Origin of the sequence: Neobacillus drentensis (assembly GCF_021560175.1) — a bacterium.
Lineage (GTDB): Bacteria > Bacillota > Bacilli > Bacillales > Cytobacillaceae > Neobacillus > Neobacillus drentensis_A.
Genome location: NZ_CP091110.1, coordinates 4748748 through 4767572, shown reverse-complemented (window position 1 = coordinate 4767572; position 18825 = coordinate 4748748). Strand labels below are relative to the sequence as shown.

The window sequence follows — 18825 nt, the reverse complement described above, 5'->3', positions numbered from 1 at the left end:
TTAGCTAGTTTAGAAGATAACATAAGTTAATGGAAAATAGTAGAAATCTATTGAAAGTTTTATCAGTAAAACTTAAAATGAAAATTAGAGTGATCATTATTTAGGTATTATTAGGGGAGAAAGGAACGGAAAGAGAGAGATGAACAGTCCTGTTGAAGCGATTAAAAGTGAAAAGAGAATGCTTTTATTAAAATATTTGAAAGAAAATCACCGCAGATATGAAACGTTATTTTCCTGCAACGAAGATAGCATTTTTGTATTGGATATTGAAGGTCGTGTTGTTCAATCGAATCCGGCATTCCTACAATTAACTGGTTTTTCACTCGTGGAAGCGGACGAGTTAAAACTTCAATTTCTATTTCCCATCGACCACATAAATAAGGTGTTCCATCATTTTAGCAATGCGGTAGTAGGCCGTTTTCCAAACTTTGATACCAAGATCATCACAAAAAATGGACAAATTCTTGATTTAAATATAACTTTTATCCCGATTAGTGAAGATGACCAAATCGTCGGGGTTAGCGCAGTCGGGAAAGACATAACGGAATTAAAAAGAAAAAAAGAAGAAATAAGAAAAGTAGAAGAAATGCAGCGTGTTTTAACTGATAATATCCTCGATGTTATTGTCAGTACAAACTTGCAAGGAGAAATTGTTTATGTTTCTCCTTCCTGTGAATATATTCTCGGTTATGATCCAAATGAAGTGTTGAACCAAAATATTTTGTCGTTTGTCCATCCAGAGGATGTTGAGCACGCCTATCAAAACCGAAGAAAGGTCCTCGACGGCCAAGAACATGGACGAGACAGCTACCGTGTCCGAAAAAATAGCGGTGAATATATGTGGGTGGAATCGCTTTGTAAACCAATCATCGCCCATGATACTCTGCATGTTTTAGAGATTGTCAGTGTAATAAGAGATATAACAGAAGCAAAAAGACGGGAAGAAACGTATCGAGATCTAGTTGAGTATTCACCAGATGCCGTTATTATTGCAAAAGATGCCGAGATTCTCTTTATCAATGAAACAGGTGCTAAATTATTCGGGGCATCAAATAAAAAGGATATTCTTAATCGGACAATGGCTGATCTTATCCATTCGGACTATCATGAGATAGCCAAGGAGCGTCAGCAAATCGAGACGTCTGGTAATGTCACAGACTTTATCGAGTATAAGCTCCTGCGCTTAGATGGCTCTCAATTTGTAGCCGAAGTGAAAGGAATTCCAACCATTTATCAGAATAACCGGGCGAGGCATATCATCATTCGGGATATTACCGAACGAAAAAAGACCCATGAACTCCTGCTTAATTCCGAGAAGTTAAATGTAGCAGGACAACTGGCTGCGGGAATTGCTCATGAGGTACGAAATCCCCTCACCGCCATTAAAGGTTTTCTACAGTTGATGGAGTCAGAAGAGGAGCGAAATAGGCCTTACTTTGAAATCATCCAGTCTGAAATGGACAGGATTGAATTGATTTTAAGTGAGCTTCTGGTCATGGCCAAACCACATGAATTAAAATTTGAAGCCGTTGATCTCATCACCCTGCTGGAAAATGTTAAGACGTTGATTGATACACAGGCCATTATCAATGGAATTCAAATCGAGACCCATTACAATTATCATAACTTTACCATTAATTGTGATCGGAATCAGTTAAAGCAGGTGTTTATCAACATTTTAAAAAATGCCATAGAGGCGATGCCAGAGGGCGGGCTTATCACTATTGAGGTGAAACAGTACGGCCTTAATATGGTAAAGGTCTTCTTTCAAGACACGGGAAAGGGTATGTCACAAGAAATATTAAAACGTGTGGGGGAGCCTTTTTTCACTACCAAAGAAGACGGTACTGGACTTGGAGTGATGATTTCAAAACAAATCATTGAAAACCATGGTGGAACCATTAATATTTGGAGCGATGAGCAGGGGACTTTAATAGAAGTGATCTTACCCATTGCAAGTAAAAGACTTCATTAAGAATACCTAGGGTCATAAAAACCGGCATCGTTTAAGATGCCGGTTTGTTTTTATTACTTTTCACCTGGTAGAACATAACTAAATTCTAATTCATCAATTTCTTTATTGTAATCAACATGTAAATCATGACCATTAAAGAACCATAAATCAGCACCCTCAATAAAGAAGGTCAGCCCTTCTTTTTCTGTCTTAACCGCGATGTCAATGGGTTCATTATCCACGGTAAAAGCAAGTGAAAACCCTTCTTGAACAGGGCTGCTTCCGTAAATTTTCACATAGAATCTAACCTTATCCCCATTTTTTAAGTCTACTTCTTCCTTAAACCAGTGAATCGCTGTGTTACTCAAATCTATTTTCATATTCTTCTCACCTTTGTTTTAGAATTCAAACATAAACATATTATGAACGAATCTGTTAGAATAAATTTATTATAGCATTTGATTTAGTAAATGGCTTTTCAAGAGTAGCGAAAAGCAAGTTTCTGCTTGAAATTTTAGCAAAAAAAGTAGAAAATAAGTACAAGCTTTAAGACATTTAGCTTTTTTCAGCCGGTTAGGACCTAGTGTCGTCTTGAGGAGAAGCAAATTATAGGAGTGTATACAAATATGGAACTCGAAAACCCACAAAAAGTTACAGTGGATATTATCGCTAATATTGAAAAGGACTTACGTTATATTTCTGGTATCATTAAGCAAAAGGGCCGGGAAATGTTAAGTCAATATAAAATTACTCCACCACAATTCGTGGCCTTGCAATGGCTTTTTGAAGAGGGAGACATGACCATTGGAGAGCTATCGAATAAAATGTTTTTGGCTTGCAGTACAACTACAGATTTAGTCGACCGGATGGAAAAAAATTTACTTGTTGAGCGAGTAAAGGATCCTAGTGACCGCCGTGTCGTGCGAATTCACTTATTAGAAGAAGGAAAAAGAATCATTGATGAAGTCATAAAGAAGCGCCAGGCGTATCTAGAGGAAATATTAAAAAACTTTACAATGGATCAAATCTTACTTCTTCAATCCAGCTTGAGCATGATGCATCAAGAAATGCGTTAAAAAGAGGCGAGATTTTTGAAACAACCAATCGGTGTTATTGATTCCGGCGTCGGTGGACTAACCGTTGCCAAAGAGATGATGAGGCAGCTTCCCAATGAGAAAATTATCTATTTGGGAGATACAGCACGCTGCCCGTATGGCCCAAGATCAAGACAGGAAGTTAAGAAGTTTACTTGGGAATTGACCCATTTTTTATTAGAAAAAAATATTAAGATGCTTGTCATAGCCTGCAATACCGCTACCGCTGCAGCATTGGATGAAATCCGCAAAGCATTATCGATTCCAGTTATTGGAGTGATTAATCCTGGGGCACGAGCTGCGATAAAGCGGACGAAAAATTATCGTGTTGGTATTATTGGCACAATTGGAACAGTCAAAAGCGGAGCCTATGAAATAGCTCTAAAATCACTTAACAGCAGGCTGTTTGTCACTAGTCAGGCATGCCCGAAATTTGTTCCTCTGGTTGAGAGCGGAGAATATGCAGGTGCCATTGCTGAGAGAATCGTAGATGAATCTTTGAAGCCGCTGTTGGATCAAAATTTAGATACTTTAATATTGGGGTGTACCCATTATCCATTGCTCGAACCACTTATTAAAAATGTAATGGGTGAGAAGGTAAAAGTGATTAGTTCAGGGGATGAAACAGCACGAGAAGTAAGTGCTATTCTCCAGTATAATGATTTGCTTGACACCTGTGAGGACGAACCCGAGCACGAATATTACACAACAGGCTCTAAATGGCTTTTTTCAAAAATTGCCTCCCAGTGGCTCGGAACTCCTGTCCACAATGTAAATAAAATAAAACTTTAAAAGGAGCTCCTGCCATGGGGCTCCTTTTTGCGTATAAATTTAATTCTATTTTTCTTTCTTAAGGCGGTCTATTTTTTCGTAAGGCTCGTATACATGATAGTACAAACTGTCTTAGGGGGGAATTAATGTGTCTAAAAATAAAGCAAAAATAATTGGTATGACGGTGTTGACTTCGACAATGCTACTTTCTGGCTGCGGACTGTTTAACACAGAAGTACAAAAGAAAATTGATCCGCCAAAAACGGTTACGGTGAAAGATGAAACGGTAAGCAAGGTGACGACGGTGAAAGATAAAGAGGCAGCCCAGAACACAGTTAAAACGGAACTCTATTTGATTGATAAGGATGGCTATGTGGTCCCTCAAACACTTGCCCTGCCAAAAACCGCTTCCGTAGCAAAACAGGCCCTTGAGTATCTTGTGGTAAATGGTAAAGGAACCGACTTGCTTCCAAATAAGTTTAGAGCCGTGCTCCCTGAAGATACAGAGATTTCGGTCAAGATTAATAAAGATAATGGCGTCGCAACGGTGAACTTCTCAAAAGAATTCAAGAATTATCAGCCACAGGATGAACAAAAAATCCTTCAATCTGTCACCTGGACAATGACGCAATTTAGTAATGTCAAATCGGTCAAGCTTCAAATGAACGGCCATGACTTAACAGAAATGCCTGTCGGCGGGACACCGATTAGTGAAAATCTATCAAGAGCATCCGGGATTAATATTGATACCACAGATGTCGCAGATATTACCAATACAAAACCAGTAACGGTCTATTATATTGGCGGTGAAGAGGGCTCTTATTACTATGTGCCGGTAACACGCCGGATTAGCAATACGGAGAAAGACAATTATGCCGCTGTCATCAAACAATTAATTCAAGGGCCGAGTGAGAAATCAACGCTTGTATCTGAATTTATGTCAGATGTTAAGCTGCTTGAAGCCCCTAAATATGAAAACGGTACGGTAACATTAAACTTTAACAAGAATATTTATGACAGCTTTAAGGACAAAGAAATCTCTCAATCGTTACTAGATACGCTCGTTCTTTCTCTAACAGAACAAAAAGGTGTCGAAAAGGTTGCCGTCGAGGTTGAAGGTAAGGTAGACATTAAGAATGATCAAGGAAAGAAAGTCTCTGAACCGGTAACACGTCCAGAAAAAGTCAATACAGGTAGTTTTTAAAAAACCATTTTTGTTATACTATATAGTGACCATGAAAGAGGTTGGCTTCTTAGGCCCGCCTCTTCTTTATTTGAAAAAAAGAGAATTTCATAAGGAGGAAAAGTTGTGCGTGTCGATGGAAGAGAGCCATTGCAGCTAAGGCCTATACATATTGAAACCAATTATTTAATGCACCCAGAGGGTTCTGTCCTTATTTCGGTCGGAAATACAAAGGTTATTTGTACCGCCAGTATTGAAGATCGAGTTCCTCACTTTATGAGAGGGGAAGGGAAGGGCTGGATTACGGCCGAGTACGCTATGCTTCCAAGGGCAACAGAAACAAGAAACATTCGCGAATCCTCGAAAGGAAAGGTCTCCGGCCGAACAATGGAGATTCAGCGTCTGATTGGCCGTGCGCTTCGTGCGATTGTCGATCTGAATGCACTTGGCGAGAGGACGGTTTGGATTGATTGTGATGTCATCCAGGCGGATGGAGGGACGCGAACAGCCTCGATTACTGGGGCATTTGTGGCGCTCACCTTAGCCCTAAATTCATTCGCGGAGAAAAAACACTTTCCGAAATTTCCAATTACCGATTATTTAGCTGCAACGAGTGTCGGGGTCTTATCGGGCGGCAAGGTCGTGTTAGATTTAAACTATGCTGAAGATTCCAAGGCTGAAGTAGATATGAATGTGGTGATGACAGGAAATGGAGAATTTGTCGAGTTGCAAGGGACGGGGGAAGAATCAACTTTCTCTTACGACCAACTTCAAGGACTGCTCCATGCCGCGCAAGAAGGGCTCATGGAGCTATTTGAACAGCAGAAAGCAGCACTGGGTGAGGAAATTATTAAAAAGATTGAGAGTAGAAGGAAGAAATAAGTCGGTAGAATGTGGATTCGCTTGGATAGAGGAGTTGTCTGGCGGATAAGATGGGTTAACTGGCGGTAAAGCGATGTTTACTGGCGGATAACAAGGGTCAACTGGCGGATAAGCGGAGTTAACTGGCGATATAAGGGTTATCTGGCGGATAACCAGAATTCACTGGCGGATAAGCTAACTTTACTGTCAAATTTAAAAAAAACACTGTTATAAAATAAGAGGCGATAATTATGAAAGAAGTTATAATAGCAACCAAAAACCCGGGAAAGGCAAGAGAATTTGAAGAAATATTTTCTTCAAGGGGGATCACCGTTCGAACTCTATTAGACTTTCCTGAACTACCTGAGGTGGAGGAAACGGGAACCACTTTTGAAGAAAACGCGATCCTTAAAGCAGAGGCAGTCTCCAAAGCACTCGATAAAATGGTCATAGGCGATGATTCAGGGCTAATCGTTGATGCCCTAGACGGCAGACCCGGGATTTTCTCCGCCCGCTATGCGGGAGAGCCGAAAAACGACCAGAACAACACAGATAAAGTGCTAGGAGAACTGCAAGGCGTTCCTGAGGAAAAGAGAACGGCGAGATTTTATTGTGCGCTGGCCATTGCAGTTCCTGGTCAAGAAACTCAAACGGTGTCAGGCACCTGTGAGGGACGTATTTTGGAGGAACGCCGCGGTACAAATGGGTTTGGTTATGATCCGGTATTTTATGTACCTGAAAAAGGCCTTTCCATGGCGGAACTATCCTCAGAAGAAAAAAATCAACTCAGCCACCGGGCAAGTGCTTTAAAAAAATTGGATGTCTTGTTAGATACCATTTTAGAAAGAGCGGAAAGGTCATGAGCAAGGTATTAATTGTCAGCGACAGCCACGGTTTAACGAAGGAACTGAACATCATCAGGGAACGACACTTACACGAAGTTGATGTAATGATTCACTGTGGTGATTCGGAATTGATGCCAACCGATAAAGCGATCTCTGGTTACTTAACAGTTATGGGAAATTGCGATTTTGGGGCAGAATACCCATTAGAGACTACTTGTGAAGTGGCAGGCAGAAAGTTTTTTATCACCCATGGCCACCGCTACTCGGTAAAATCCACTTTAATGACTCTAAAATACAAAGCGGAGGAATACCATGCTGATATTGTCTGCTTTGGACACTCCCATGTCCTAGGGGCAGAAGTTGTCGGGGGTATTCTGTTTATCAACCCAGGCAGCATCCGTCTCCCGCGTGAGCGCTTTGAAAAAACCTATGTGATGCTTGATTTACAAACTGATAAGATTAAGCTGTCAGTGTTTGAGCTCTCTGGTCGTGAACTAACACAACTAGCACAAGAATTCATTCTATAATTAGAGAGAGGGGAGTTACTCCCCTCATTTATAAAAAAGTAAAAAATGCTGTTGACTTTTAGATGCTAGGATAATATAATAAATCTTGTCTTTGAAAGTTAATATGTCCCAGTAGCTCAGCCGGATAGAGCATACGCCTTCTAAGCGTACGGTCGGGAGTTCGAATCTCTCCTGGGACGCCATACTACATACTTAAAAACCGCTATATATAAGCCTTCTAGGACGCCAAATGAAACGGTCAGTGCATCGGTCAAATGCCGAATTACACTCGATAATTCATTAGCGTTTTAGGAGGCTTTTTGTTATGACAAAAAAGAAAAGTATTCTATCGGTTTCAGATGATTTGAGTGGTTTATTCTCGGAAGAACCTACTCCACGTACAACGGTCAAATCAGACCGAATGACTATTAATAAGGCGCTTGCAACGATTACTCGCCAAATGCAGATCAGTGGTAATCGCCCTAGGACAATTAGCGATTATTCGATTCAAGTAAATCATTTCGCTGAGAAGACGAAACTAACATTCTTAGACGACATAAAGGCGGAATCAATTTACGATTGGCTTTCATGTATGAAAGTCAGTAATCAAACTAAGTTAATACGCTTAAAATGTTTGAAGGCGTTCTTGTCCCGTTGTTTTAGTAATGGATGGATTGAAACGCAGTTTTGGAAGGCGATCACCATCCGAGTGGATAGTAACGTTAAGGAAGGCGCCACAGAGCGTGAAATTCGAACGTTATTATCTTTGTTAGACTTAGGTGACTTTGTCCAATTACGAGACGCTACAGCGGTTTTATTGATGTTTAAAACGGGTATACGTGTTAATACAATCGTTCACCTGGAGAATAAGCATATAGACTTCTCTGATAAATTATTGAGACTTGATGGTTCTATCATGAAAAACCACGACCAGTTACTTCTGCCATTTGATGATACATTACACCGTTTATTAAGCGTGCTAGTACGCCAGAATGATGCGATAAGGCAATTATACGGAGTACAGAATAATTATGTTTTTATCACGAAACAAGGCGGGGTCATTTCTAATAGTCCTACACATAACAACATACAGAAGCGATTGAATAAGTATTCTAAAGAATTTGGATTACGTAATATTAATCCTCATGCTTTAAGACGTGGGTTTGCAAAGTCATTACTGAATAAAGGTGCGAATATTGCAGAAATATCCAAAGCGTTAGGTCATAGTAACCTTGCAGTGACGACACAATACTTACACCTCGAAAAGGAAGAAGTTGCGGAGAACCTACGGAAATACCTATAGTATCAATGCGACGTCACCTTAACGGGTGGCGTTTTTTTTATTAAATTTCGGGTAGGTTAATCCATTAAAATTTTCCTATTATTTAGAGTAGTAAATTAATGAAATAGGTATTAAGTTGTGTTATAACAAAAAAGTACATAAAAAGAGTGAGGGGAATCTAGATGAATTATTTGACACTGATTAAAACCTTTGACGATATTGGTCTATTCTATACGACTATTGGAAACAGGGATGACTACAAGTTTATTGATGGGTTAATTAGAGTTAGAAGTAGAATTATGTATCACAATAGAAATTTAAATGATGTATTTTTTGATTCTAAATTTGAGCAGCATGCCAAAAAAATGTTAACGGATCCTTTGAATGCAAATGATAGTCACGAAGTTGTTTCTGATAACTTAACCAAAATTGATGCTGAACTTGTCGCTATGATGCAAGCAATCCGAACTCAATTTGATGTTTTTGCTCAAATTATCAATAGTGAATTGTTTGCTAATCCGATTGATCCTTTTATTGTGGATTTTAAGAATATAAAGAAACAAGTACCGGATACGGGTCTTTGTGCATCTATAGAAAATATAATCAGTGATCAAAATTTTATTTACTTAGATGATTTTGTGAACTCAAACAAGCACGTGGATCTTCCGTCAATAAACGGGTTTGGCTGGAGTAAAGATATGGAATATTTAATCGAGGGATTTAATGTTTCAGAATTTAAAAGGAAAATTAGAGAGAGGCGTTCTAGTTCAACTGCGACCACTTATACCGTTAATCCAAAGGAGCTACTTGATTTAATGGTAATTCTACCAATGTGGGCAAATGACCAATTAAAGCAGTTGAGTGCTTGTTTAAAATTAGAGCAAGTGAAAAAGCTCGATTCGTTAGGTGAATGGAACGAGGTAATTCTATAAATAGTATACTACTCATAAATAAGAGAAGTAGGCACTGAGAATTGGGAGAGGATATAATGAAATGTGCATATTGTAACAATGAAATTGGAGGAAAGTTAGTTAGAACAAAAGAGCATGTTATTCCAAATGGTTTAATCAAACTTTTTCCCGACGACGATGTAACATTTATGGAGAAAAGATCCTTCAAAGACAATAACGGTCTCACTATAGGTGATGTCTGTAACTTATGCAATAACGGAGTATTAAGTGATTTAGACGGTTACGGAAATAAATTAATTAGCGATAATTTTATGTGTTCATTTGGTATAGCTGATAATTACAATAAGGAATTCCCGTTTGAATTCAATTATCATCTTTTATCCAGATGGCTCCTTAAAATAGCTTACAACTATGACCGAATGGAAAAATCGGATTCAGCATGGTTTAAAGATAACATCAATTACATAATGGAGGGAGAAAACAATTTTAAGGGGAATTATTCTCTGTTTGCAGGCCTTCACATCAATATGCTCCCAGTATTAGAAGAGGTTAATGGAAAAAGACCGTTAGCTATAATTAAAAATCCGAAACTTTGGCCTCTAGGGGCAACTTATAGTGTATACAACAAAGAAAAAAATAGAGAAGTGACTATAGGTTCTGGACTAATAGAAAGCATATATGTTATTAGATTTGCAAGTGCAGTTTTTCTATTGGTACTCTGGAAGGATGGATATGAAGAGGAAAAAGTTGTTTTTGAAGACAAAATGAACAAACTTTTTACTTTTGAGAAATTAGTTCCTGAAAAGTATTCATATAAGATACGAAGAGTATCAGAAGCATTTAACAGTATAACTGGATACGGCGCAATTAGTGGAGAACAAGGCTTAGAGTTTTCTGAAAACCTGATAAAGGCTTCCATACAGGGGAGGAATTTTTGGGAAGCTAGAGCAATATTCGCCAAGAGAATTTCGTTAGATTTTCTTGCAGAGGGGAGAAAAATGATTGAGGCAATTGAATTCCCTAAAAATAGAAAACAAAGAAGATTGGAACGAAAGAAGAGATAGTGCATCGATTGTTATTTAAGGTTCCATCTTTAACTAGTGGGGGCTTTAGATTAGAAAAAATCAGCAGCGGACCTGAGAAGGTCCTTTTTTATTTTGCATTCATACGGAACATTTGTTCGTATATAATAAGGTTGAGGTGATTAATATGGCGATTCGTGACCGTGGGAAGAAGAAGTGGCAGTTTGCGTTTGGAATGCCAGAGCTAATTAAGTTTCAACGTGATTTATGGCGTGACACTGAACGTATCGTAAAGCCAATTATTGATGAGTATGAAAAGGAGGAGTTTGATCAGCGAATAGGCTATGCGATGGAATATGGTTTAGCCGTAAGAGTGACTATATGGGACGATGGCTTTACTTCGGATATTACTGGTCGTGTCCATTACGTGGATCCTATAACGCACCAGCTTCGTATTGAAGTGGATCCGGAAGATTTCCGCCGGGTTGCATTTGAGGATGTGGTCGGAATGGTTGTAATAGAAATGATGCTTTTGGAATGGAACGTAAAAAAAAGCGCTGGTTAACAGTTCTTGAAGAAGGGGCAATTGATGGAAGGGCATACGATAAAAGCGGAGAAAGCAATCCTACATGTACCATTACAGGAAAACAGGCAGAACAAATAATCAAACTTATAAAAGAAGGACTAAGTTATCGAGAGGTGGCTGAAACAGTTGGAACCACAATATGGGTTGTCGAACATATAGGGCGAGGGGATACTTGGCTCCATTTAACCGGAGGGAGAGTTAAAACAAATAATGCTAGTTATGTTCTTAATACTGAGTTGGTTAAAAAAATTACTCAGATAATAAAAGATAATCCTAAAATGACATATAAACAGATTTCTGTTTTATTAAATCTCCCTTTAGCGGCAATTCAAGGAGTAGGTGGTGGCAGAACATGGACAGAAGTTACTGGCGGAAAAATTAGTAATAAACATGGAAGTTCTTTAATATTACAAACTGAAATAGATGATGTAATTAAACTTATAAAGAAAAGAGTTCCATATCGAGAGATTGCTAAACAATTCAATGTTAGCAAAAGCGCAATTGAAAAAATAGCTCAAGGAACTACTTGGACAAACAAAACAGGAGGGAAAATAGAAAAGGTAGATAAGTACTCAAAAGAGAAAATACTTAAGGTCGTTTATCTTCTAAAAAATACAAATCTATTTCAAAAAGATATTGCCCAAATGGTTGGGATACCACAATCCGTTGTACAAAAGATAGGAGCAGGAAAGATATATCAAGACCTTAGTGGGGGCAAAATAAGACGAAAAAGAAGTAAGTTAAAGTAAGCTAAATCTTAAAGAAATGTATTAATAAAAAAATTGGAGATAATTGATTTTAAAATTTTGCGCAGCCCTTTTAGGTTGCGTTTTCTTTCATTTATATAGTTTTTGAAAATCTTTAGGGTGAAAAATCATTTTGTAGGATTTAATAAGAGGAATGGTTCGTACTCTTATATAGGCTAACAAGTACTAAAAATAGAATTTAGAGCATTTTGAATATTTTTTATGAGCCAAATTGTTCTTAAGCAATGTATAATCGAATCGTATATAATAATCCAAAAATAAATCACAGCAAGTGGGGAGACAGGGTGAACGATTACAATACACATGAACACTTTGCTAAGGTATACGGAGAGGAATATGTTAGCAAAATTAAGCTTCTAGAAAGTAGAATCGTAGAAAACGAGACAGGCGAGGATTTATTTATGGTTTTGCCGATGGAAGCAGGAATTGGAAAGAGCCTTCAGACAGATCGCATTATAGGGGGATATCTGTCACAAAACAATCAGGAAGAATCAGAATTGTGGACGAGCCAAGGCGGTTATAGACGATTTCTAATCGTAAAGCAATTCGTAGAGGACGTGCAAGCCAGTATAGAACGGATCAATCAATGTTCCGGTTTGGATGTTGCCCTCGGAATTACTAGCGAAAACTGGGGACGATATAAAGATAATCTTGAATCTCTTGCGTTCCATCCCGTAATTATAATCACCCATGAGCGTTATCTTCGTTTAGCACAAGATGCCTTCACTAGAGAGTACTTTATGGAAGGTCGCCATACGCTGATTATTGATGAAGCATTACACATTCCTACGTTCTCCTTTTCAGAAATTGAATACCGTAAAATGCAAAGTATCTTACCTATATCGCTGCATGGAGATCTTTTAGCTGTTTGTAAGGGGCTGTTTAAAGAGTTAAACAGGTTAGAACAACAGAAGTCGGGAAATCTGTTACTGAAGTGCGAGCCAAAAATAAAGCCTGATACGATTAGCCAATTTAAATCAAAAATAGAGGCACAAACGTATGACCTAGAGCAATTTAACACGGTACGCAAGTTCTGTGATATGTTAGATGCCATATATGCAAATAAATGCTTGTATAATAACGGACGGCTTACAAGCTTTAACAGTGAGCTTAGACGTTGGGGACTACGGAATAACATTATACTAGATGCTAACGGTGAGATCGATCAACAGTACCTATATGATGTAGGAATAGTAATAGATCGGCAGACACAGATTATCACGCATGAAAACTGGACTCTACATCATGTGCCGTTTAATTCGTCCATGAGCAATATTAGACGTACAGAAGATTACTTTCCTCAGATGTGTAAGCTGATCGAAGAACACAAATCCGAATCGGACAAAACGCTGATTGTTACGCAATTAAAAGCTGAGGTGGAATTGTTGTCACATTTACAAGGGAACGATATTCAGAATGTTGATGTCGCTCATTTCGGGGATATCGTAGGAAAGAATTACTGGAGAAATTATACACAAGTGTGGATCATTGCTAACCCGTTAATCCCTATGGAAGTGTATCCGTTAAGATGGTCGATAGCTACACAGCAAAAGATTACAAATCATTCTCTTCAGATGATCGCTGAAAAAGGGAAGAAAGGTAAATTCGTTTTCAAAAACGCAGATTTCGAAGCAATCCGTTTTGGCTGCGTTATTAGCGAACTATATCAAGCGATTAAACGGATTAATCGTGATAATACGAAGGAAGCTGAAGTGTTCGTAGTCCATGGCGATTCAGATGTATTTAACGAATTACGAAAGCATCTGAAGGGCATTCGTCTAGGTGATCCAATACAACTGGATGTCAAATATCATAAAACCGATGTAAATCCGCTGAAAAAGGATAAAGCGGATCAACTAGTTGATTACATTCTAACGTTGCCACAAGGTGAATACGATAAGGGGCTGGTACGAGAAGCGGTTGGAATCGATAAAAGTAATTTCGCTAGGATATTGAAGAACGATAAAATTCAGCGTCTACAGTCGGCAGGCATTATTGAAGTTACTACTCGTAAAATCATGAAAAAGACGAGTGGGACGGGTGTGCGAGTATTATCAAGCTAGGTGTCAAAAGCGACACCAATCTTGCGTTCCTCTCTAATCGAGAGAAACGCAGTTAAGAGTAGTCGTCATATCTATTATATTTATATGAGTAAAATGAAGACTTTTGTTTGAACCGTTGGGGCTGTAAGCGCCTGGGCGTTATTGATTAGAAATTAACTGTTAAAAAACTACTAAAACATGCCGTTAAAGTTGCTGATGTTGTACGAATGTACAGCATACAGCACGGAATCTTTGTGATAACAAAGGTTACGAGAATATCGATTATGGTCATACTATATTATATAGCATGTTCCCTCTGACTAATCGTTGGAGGGTTTTTTGTTTATTATCGGTTAATTAGTATGAAAATGTAATTTCTTTAAAAAGGAGGACGTTCTACGGAAACCAAGTTTAGTTAAAAACGCTTGATGATGTGGCGGAAACTGTCGCTTTTTGGAAAACTCCAGGGGCTATAAGAACGCTCTTTAGTGCAGTAAAGTATTGATAACACAAGGTAACTTAAGACTACGGACGCTTTACTGTAATAAAGTAATATGACATAAACAGCAATTTATCGTAAAAAAGTTAGTACCATTATTCAAAAAGAATAATTAACAATACAAACCAAAAAAAACAAGTATTTACAAGAAATTGTTGGCATTTCACTTGTGATTTGTTATATCTAAATATGTATATTTTAAATTGAGGGGATAAGCCAATATGTTCAAAGATATTGCTAGTTTAACTTTCGAAATAAAAGATTTAACGAGGACTTTAGATAGAGAATCAATTTTAACGTCATCATTTTTTATTAAGGATATAACCGAAAAAATACCTGTTTGGCAAATTGATGAAACAGTGGATTTTTCTGATATCCCTGGTTGTTATGTATTTCGTGATAAATACGGAAAGGTTGTTTATGTAGGTCAAACTAAGTCGTTTTGGAAACGTTTTTCACAACATATGATTACTAAGAAAACCAATACTACATCTGTAAAAGTAACTAATAACAAGAAAGTTGTTAAAATAATTCGTTTGTACCAATATTTCCATACTGTTGAGTTTTATCAACTTGATGTTAATGATGCTGACTTGCGTTTTATTCTTGAACAATTTTTGTTTCTAAAATTTAAACCACCACATAACATTTATACCCAAAGGATGATAAGTGGAGAAGAATATATTCAAAAAATGGAAAGTTATACTAAGAGAGAAAAATGGAGCGATGAAGAAAAGGGATATATGTACGATGCAATTCGTAATTGGTATCCGACAACTGATAAAGGGCTTGAGGATGAAGAGTTTATTTAATATTATGGTCAAAATTAAATTGTTTTTAATAATAATATGTGGTCGATTTCTGCAAGTATAAATAATTAAGGGGAATAAATGTGGCAAAAGATATTAAATTAAAGCGTTCCATTGGTAAATCTGGAGAATTTGGAACGGTTTCTCGCCTTTTTAGGTATGGTTTAGAAGCCTTTCCTACGTATGGAAATAAAGAATTATTTGATGTAATAGCAACAGGAAGTGGGAGCAAGATTGCCAAAATACAGGTAAAAACAACTGAGGAACTCACAATACAGACGAATTTTTTTCAAAAATATTACGATAATGGAACAGACTCTAATCCTGATTTTTGGGTTTTGGTTCATACACCATCGAAAGATACAATGGATTTTTATGTGCTGGAACATAAAGAAGTAAGATTCGAACAGCATAAAGAATTACAAAGAGTAAAAAAAATAAGAGAGACCTTGAATGAATGGGCGAGTGAAAAAAAGAGTGGTTTCGATAAAATCGCTGTAAGTTCTCTTATTAACTACAAAGATAGATTCGATAAAATAGTTAATTTCCTAAATTGATTTAATTTATTTGTCCGAAAAAGTATACATTTACGAACACTCCGTGGACAGCCTTCAACCTCGCATTCTATCGTTTTTAGGTTTGTTCGTAAAAGTGGTTAAAGTAATTTACGGATATTCGTTTTGTCTATATACATTTACGAACACTTTCGATATACTGGAAACAATTACATATGAGTGATCGAGAGGAGTACGGAAGTATGGATAATCGTAAATTCGGATACATTCGTGTTAGCAGTCGAGATCAAAACGAAGCACGTCAGCTGCAGTCTATGAAAGAAGTCAGCATTAGCGAAAGAGACATATTTATCGATAAACAAAGCGGAAAGGATTTCAAGCGGGAACAGTATCAATCGCTCAAGCATCATTTACGGGCTGGAGACGTTTTGTATATTCACTCACTCGATCGATTTGGTCGGAATAAAGAAGAAATTTTACACGAATGGAAGGATATCACCAAGAATATTAAAGCCGATATTGTTGTTCTCGATATGCCGTTACTGGATACTACGAAATACCAGGACAGCCTTGGAACGTTTATATCTGATTTGGTATTACAAATTCTGTCGTGGTTAGCGGAAGAAGAAAGAGTGCGGATCAAGAAGCGTCAGCGAGAAGGAATTGATGTTGCACTAAAGGATGGCGTTCAATTTGGTAGACCTAAAGCTGAAATAACAGACACATTTATTGCGGTATATAAGGAATGGAAAAGTGAACGCATTACTGCAACAGAAGCTATGCGAAGAGCAGATTTAAAGCGGACATCGTTCTATAAGCTGGTAAAAGAATACGAGGAATGCCTGGCGAGCCGATAGTGGTTCGCTTTTTTTGTTTTTAATAGATTAAAGTAAGTGGCTACAATATCATAAAATGCGCCCTATAAGTGCATTGATATATGTGCCTATTTATGGATGAACAGTAAATAGGACTTTGGGGATTTGAAAGCAGTACAGATTTGTGAAGAGGGAAATGGGGATTATAGGAAAAATGTACTGAAAAACCATAAATATGAATATGATTAACCTAAGATGTTCACTTAGTTTGTTATCAAAATTAGCATTAAAGTCGGAATAAAGCAGGGGGATCAAATGATTGAAAAGTTATTAGAACATTCAAGGGATTCAATAGCATTAGTGACAATATCATTGGCATTAATTTTGATTTGTATTTTTATTTGGACTAAATTACTAAGGAAGGATGTACTGAAGGTAATTGGTATACTCATAGTTTTAGGTTTGAGTTTATTTGCTAATGATGCAACAAGTTATTTTTTAGCTATTTTAGTCTTGGCTACACTAGTAACAAATTTAAATTTCTTACAAAACATTGCTGCTATAATTAGAAATAGCGATGCTTATTTTAACTTTTTAACGAGATCCCAAGAGGAAGTTCAAACATATATTAATAATGAATATAAGAACGATGAAGAAGCAATTAAAGCTGACAAAAGTCAAGAAAATGAAGCTCTGTCAGACGAGCAAATAAACCAAACACTGGATAATTATAATTTAAACCCAATGGAATTTGTATATATTGCTGAAGAACAAACGTTTAAATTTCTTGAGAAAAAATATTCACAATTTATTAGTAAATATGTAAAGATAAGTGGAAATAATAAGACAGTAGAAATTGATGGAATTATCCCCATTGATAGGGAGACCGTTGTTCTTGAAATAAAGATCAGTAGACATGGATATTACCCAATGAAATATATACTTGAATCAATACAGAATAAGGTAAATGACATTAAGGAAATTTCAAAACAATTGAATAAAAATGTAGAATTGCGTTTTATATTTGTTGGAAAAATTAATCAGAAGTTTAAAGATAGTGTTTTAAGTTTAGAGCCTGGAAGAGACTTTATGGCACAAGGAATAGATGTAAAATTCGAATTTTATAGTTTTGAAGATATTGATTTAAAAGAAGTACCAGGTTGTTAGATGGTAACTGAAATTATTAAGTATTTTAACCTAAATTGTGAAAGTCCCTAAAATGCTTCCAGTTGAAGGTTTTAAATTCGCCTATTATTAGAATTGCATTTAAATGAACGTCGTCGAAATGACGATTTTTTTTTCTTAATTTTTGGTTTAAGCTATTACACTTCACCTTGACACCAAAAAGATTAGAATTAGGCTACCCTATCACAAAAACGACCCCCATGTCATATTGCACGATGCCTGGTGTAACGCACAAATGGAGACGAAAATACTGTATCTCGAACGACCAGAAACGCAAAGAAACATTGAATATTGTGTTTATTACCTCCATAACTTGTACCTTTCATATCGATTACTTTTTGCATTTACTATATTGATTGAAAAATTATAAATTTCGAAAGGATGTGGTTTTTATATCGACTTTACGTACGGGACCTTTTCTCATTCCTATCTTTACGCATCATCCTCCTAATCCCTGCAATATCGTAATCGTGACGCTCAGTAACCAGACAAATCGGACGCTAACTGCCACGGTACGAATCGACCAAGTTATTTGGCCTCCTGGCCCGTTGTACCCTCCTCAACCTGTAGTAGTGCTGCTTCCGCCACAAACATTTACCCTGTCATCGAACACAGCTGCGGGGATTGCTGTACCGGTATTCACTCCTAGTCCAATCACAGACACCACTACCACTGTAGCAGGCGATCCACGTGCTTTGATCGTAACCGTAACAGGAGACATTGAAAAGTCAGGGGACCTAATTCAAGTTAGCGTCACAGGCGGATTCTCGTCGGATGGCAGTTCACTAGATTTCTCAGAACCGACTATGTTCTTTCGACACGAAGACTTCGTAGTCGTTCATCACGAGCACCACCATCATCATCATCTTCATCCACTTAAACAGGACTATAATGAAAGCAACAGCTAACATTAAAATAAGCACTTTTAGACCGTTTCTAGTGTTTAGAGCGGTCTTTCTTATTGGACAAGGGGGAGCCACCCTATCACGAACATAGCCCTGATGCCATAACGAACTATGCCTGATGTAACGTACATATGAGGTTCAAATCTTGAATCCCTAACGAGCTGGCAAGGAAAGATACCCATTTTCCACAAAACCCAAATAGCTAAATGCTTTAAAAAATTTTTTTGGAATAAGAAATCTCATGGGTTCTGTTAAACTAATAAGGTAGATTCG

The 18825-nt window shown here is 37.4% G+C and carries 19 protein-coding genes and 1 tRNA gene; 19 read left to right on the top strand and 1 reads right to left on the bottom strand.

Annotated features, from left to right (window positions below; genetic code table 11):
* Positions 1-139: 139 nt before the first annotated feature.
* Positions 140-1975, top strand: a complete 1836-nt coding sequence (locus L1999_RS22765) for a PAS domain-containing sensor histidine kinase (RefSeq protein WP_235740639.1) — start codon at positions 140-142, stop codon at positions 1973-1975.
* A 53-nt stretch (positions 1976-2028) separates the two neighbouring features.
* Here L1999_RS22765 and L1999_RS22760 read toward each other — a convergent pair whose 3' ends face one another.
* On the bottom strand, positions 2029-2334 hold the full coding sequence (locus L1999_RS22760; protein WP_235740638.1) for a HesB/YadR/YfhF family protein: 306 nt from the start codon (positions 2332-2334) through the stop codon (positions 2029-2031).
* A 246-nt stretch (positions 2335-2580) separates the two neighbouring features.
* Between L1999_RS22760 and L1999_RS22755 the strand changes: the two genes are divergently transcribed.
* The 18 genes from L1999_RS22755 (at position 2581) to L1999_RS22670 (ending at position 18555) form a co-directional block, all read left to right on the top strand.
* Positions 2581-3030 (top strand): MarR family winged helix-turn-helix transcriptional regulator, encoded by a 450-nt coding sequence (locus tag L1999_RS22755; protein ID WP_235740637.1) that lies wholly within the window; start codon positions 2581-2583, stop codon positions 3028-3030.
* Between the two features lie 15 nt (positions 3031-3045).
* On the top strand, positions 3046-3840 hold the full coding sequence (gene racE / locus L1999_RS22750; protein WP_275677215.1) for a glutamate racemase: 795 nt from the start codon (positions 3046-3048) through the stop codon (positions 3838-3840).
* 127 nt (positions 3841-3967) lie between these two features.
* Positions 3968-5023 carry a GerMN domain-containing protein gene (locus L1999_RS22745; RefSeq protein WP_430539985.1) on the top strand — a complete coding sequence of 352 codons (1056 nt, stop codon included), beginning with the start codon at positions 3968-3970 and terminating at the stop codon, positions 5021-5023.
* Positions 5024-5128: 105 nt separating this feature from the next.
* Positions 5129-5884: a ribonuclease PH gene (rph, locus tag L1999_RS22740; RefSeq protein ID WP_235740636.1), complete on the top strand. Its 756-nt coding sequence runs from the start codon at positions 5129-5131 to the stop codon at positions 5882-5884.
* A gap of 230 nt (positions 5885-6114) precedes the next feature.
* Positions 6115-6726, top strand: a complete 612-nt coding sequence (locus L1999_RS22735) for an XTP/dITP diphosphatase (RefSeq protein ID WP_235740635.1) — start codon at positions 6115-6117, stop codon at positions 6724-6726.
* Positions 6723-7235, top strand: a complete 513-nt coding sequence (locus L1999_RS22730) for a metallophosphoesterase (RefSeq protein WP_235740634.1) — start codon at positions 6723-6725, stop codon at positions 7233-7235. Before L1999_RS22735 ends, L1999_RS22730 begins: the two co-directional genes overlap by 4 nt.
* A 105-nt stretch (positions 7236-7340) precedes the next feature.
* Positions 7341-7417: transfer RNA gene (locus L1999_RS22725), tRNA-Arg, on the top strand.
* A gap of 122 nt (positions 7418-7539) precedes the next feature.
* Positions 7540-8517 (top strand): tyrosine-type recombinase/integrase, encoded by a 978-nt coding sequence (locus tag L1999_RS22720; RefSeq protein ID WP_235740633.1) that lies wholly within the window; start codon positions 7540-7542, stop codon positions 8515-8517.
* 161 nt (positions 8518-8678) lie between these two features.
* Positions 8679-9428, top strand: coding sequence for a hypothetical protein (locus L1999_RS22715; RefSeq protein WP_235740632.1), 750 nt, complete (start codon positions 8679-8681; stop codon positions 9426-9428).
* Between the two features lie 56 nt (positions 9429-9484).
* Positions 9485-10471: an HNH endonuclease gene (locus L1999_RS22710; protein ID WP_235740631.1), complete on the top strand. Its 987-nt coding sequence runs from the start codon at positions 9485-9487 to the stop codon at positions 10469-10471.
* Positions 10472-10616: 145 nt separating this feature from the next.
* Entirely contained in the window at positions 10617-10994 is a 378-nt protein-coding gene (locus L1999_RS22705) for a YolD-like family protein (RefSeq protein WP_235740630.1), read from the top strand.
* A complete protein-coding gene (locus L1999_RS22700) occupies positions 10967-11764 on the top strand; it encodes a hypothetical protein (RefSeq protein ID WP_235740629.1) in 798 nt (265 codons plus the stop codon). The genes L1999_RS22705 and L1999_RS22700 overlap by 28 nt, the downstream gene beginning before the upstream one ends.
* A 302-nt stretch (positions 11765-12066) precedes the next feature.
* Positions 12067-13845 carry a hypothetical protein gene (locus L1999_RS22695; RefSeq protein ID WP_235740628.1) on the top strand — a complete coding sequence of 593 codons (1779 nt, stop codon included), beginning with the start codon at positions 12067-12069 and terminating at the stop codon, positions 13843-13845.
* A gap of 699 nt (positions 13846-14544) precedes the next feature.
* Positions 14545-15135, top strand: coding sequence for a GIY-YIG nuclease family protein (locus L1999_RS22690; protein WP_235740627.1), 591 nt, complete (start codon positions 14545-14547; stop codon positions 15133-15135).
* A gap of 80 nt (positions 15136-15215) precedes the next feature.
* The gene (locus tag L1999_RS22685; RefSeq protein ID WP_235740626.1) at positions 15216-15689 is read left to right on the top strand and encodes a hypothetical protein; all 474 of its coding nucleotides are present in this window, start codon (positions 15216-15218) and stop codon (positions 15687-15689) included.
* 200 nt (positions 15690-15889) lie between these two features.
* On the top strand, positions 15890-16504 hold the full coding sequence (locus L1999_RS22680; protein WP_235740625.1) for a recombinase family protein: 615 nt from the start codon (positions 15890-15892) through the stop codon (positions 16502-16504).
* 273 nt (positions 16505-16777) lie between these two features.
* On the top strand, positions 16778-17629 hold the full coding sequence (locus tag L1999_RS22675) for a hypothetical protein (RefSeq protein WP_235740624.1): 852 nt from the start codon (positions 16778-16780) through the stop codon (positions 17627-17629).
* Between the two features lie 488 nt (positions 17630-18117).
* Positions 18118-18555 carry a hypothetical protein gene (locus L1999_RS22670; protein WP_235740623.1) on the top strand — a complete coding sequence of 146 codons (438 nt, stop codon included), beginning with the start codon at positions 18118-18120 and terminating at the stop codon, positions 18553-18555.
* The last annotated feature ends 270 nt before the right edge of the window (positions 18556-18825 follow it).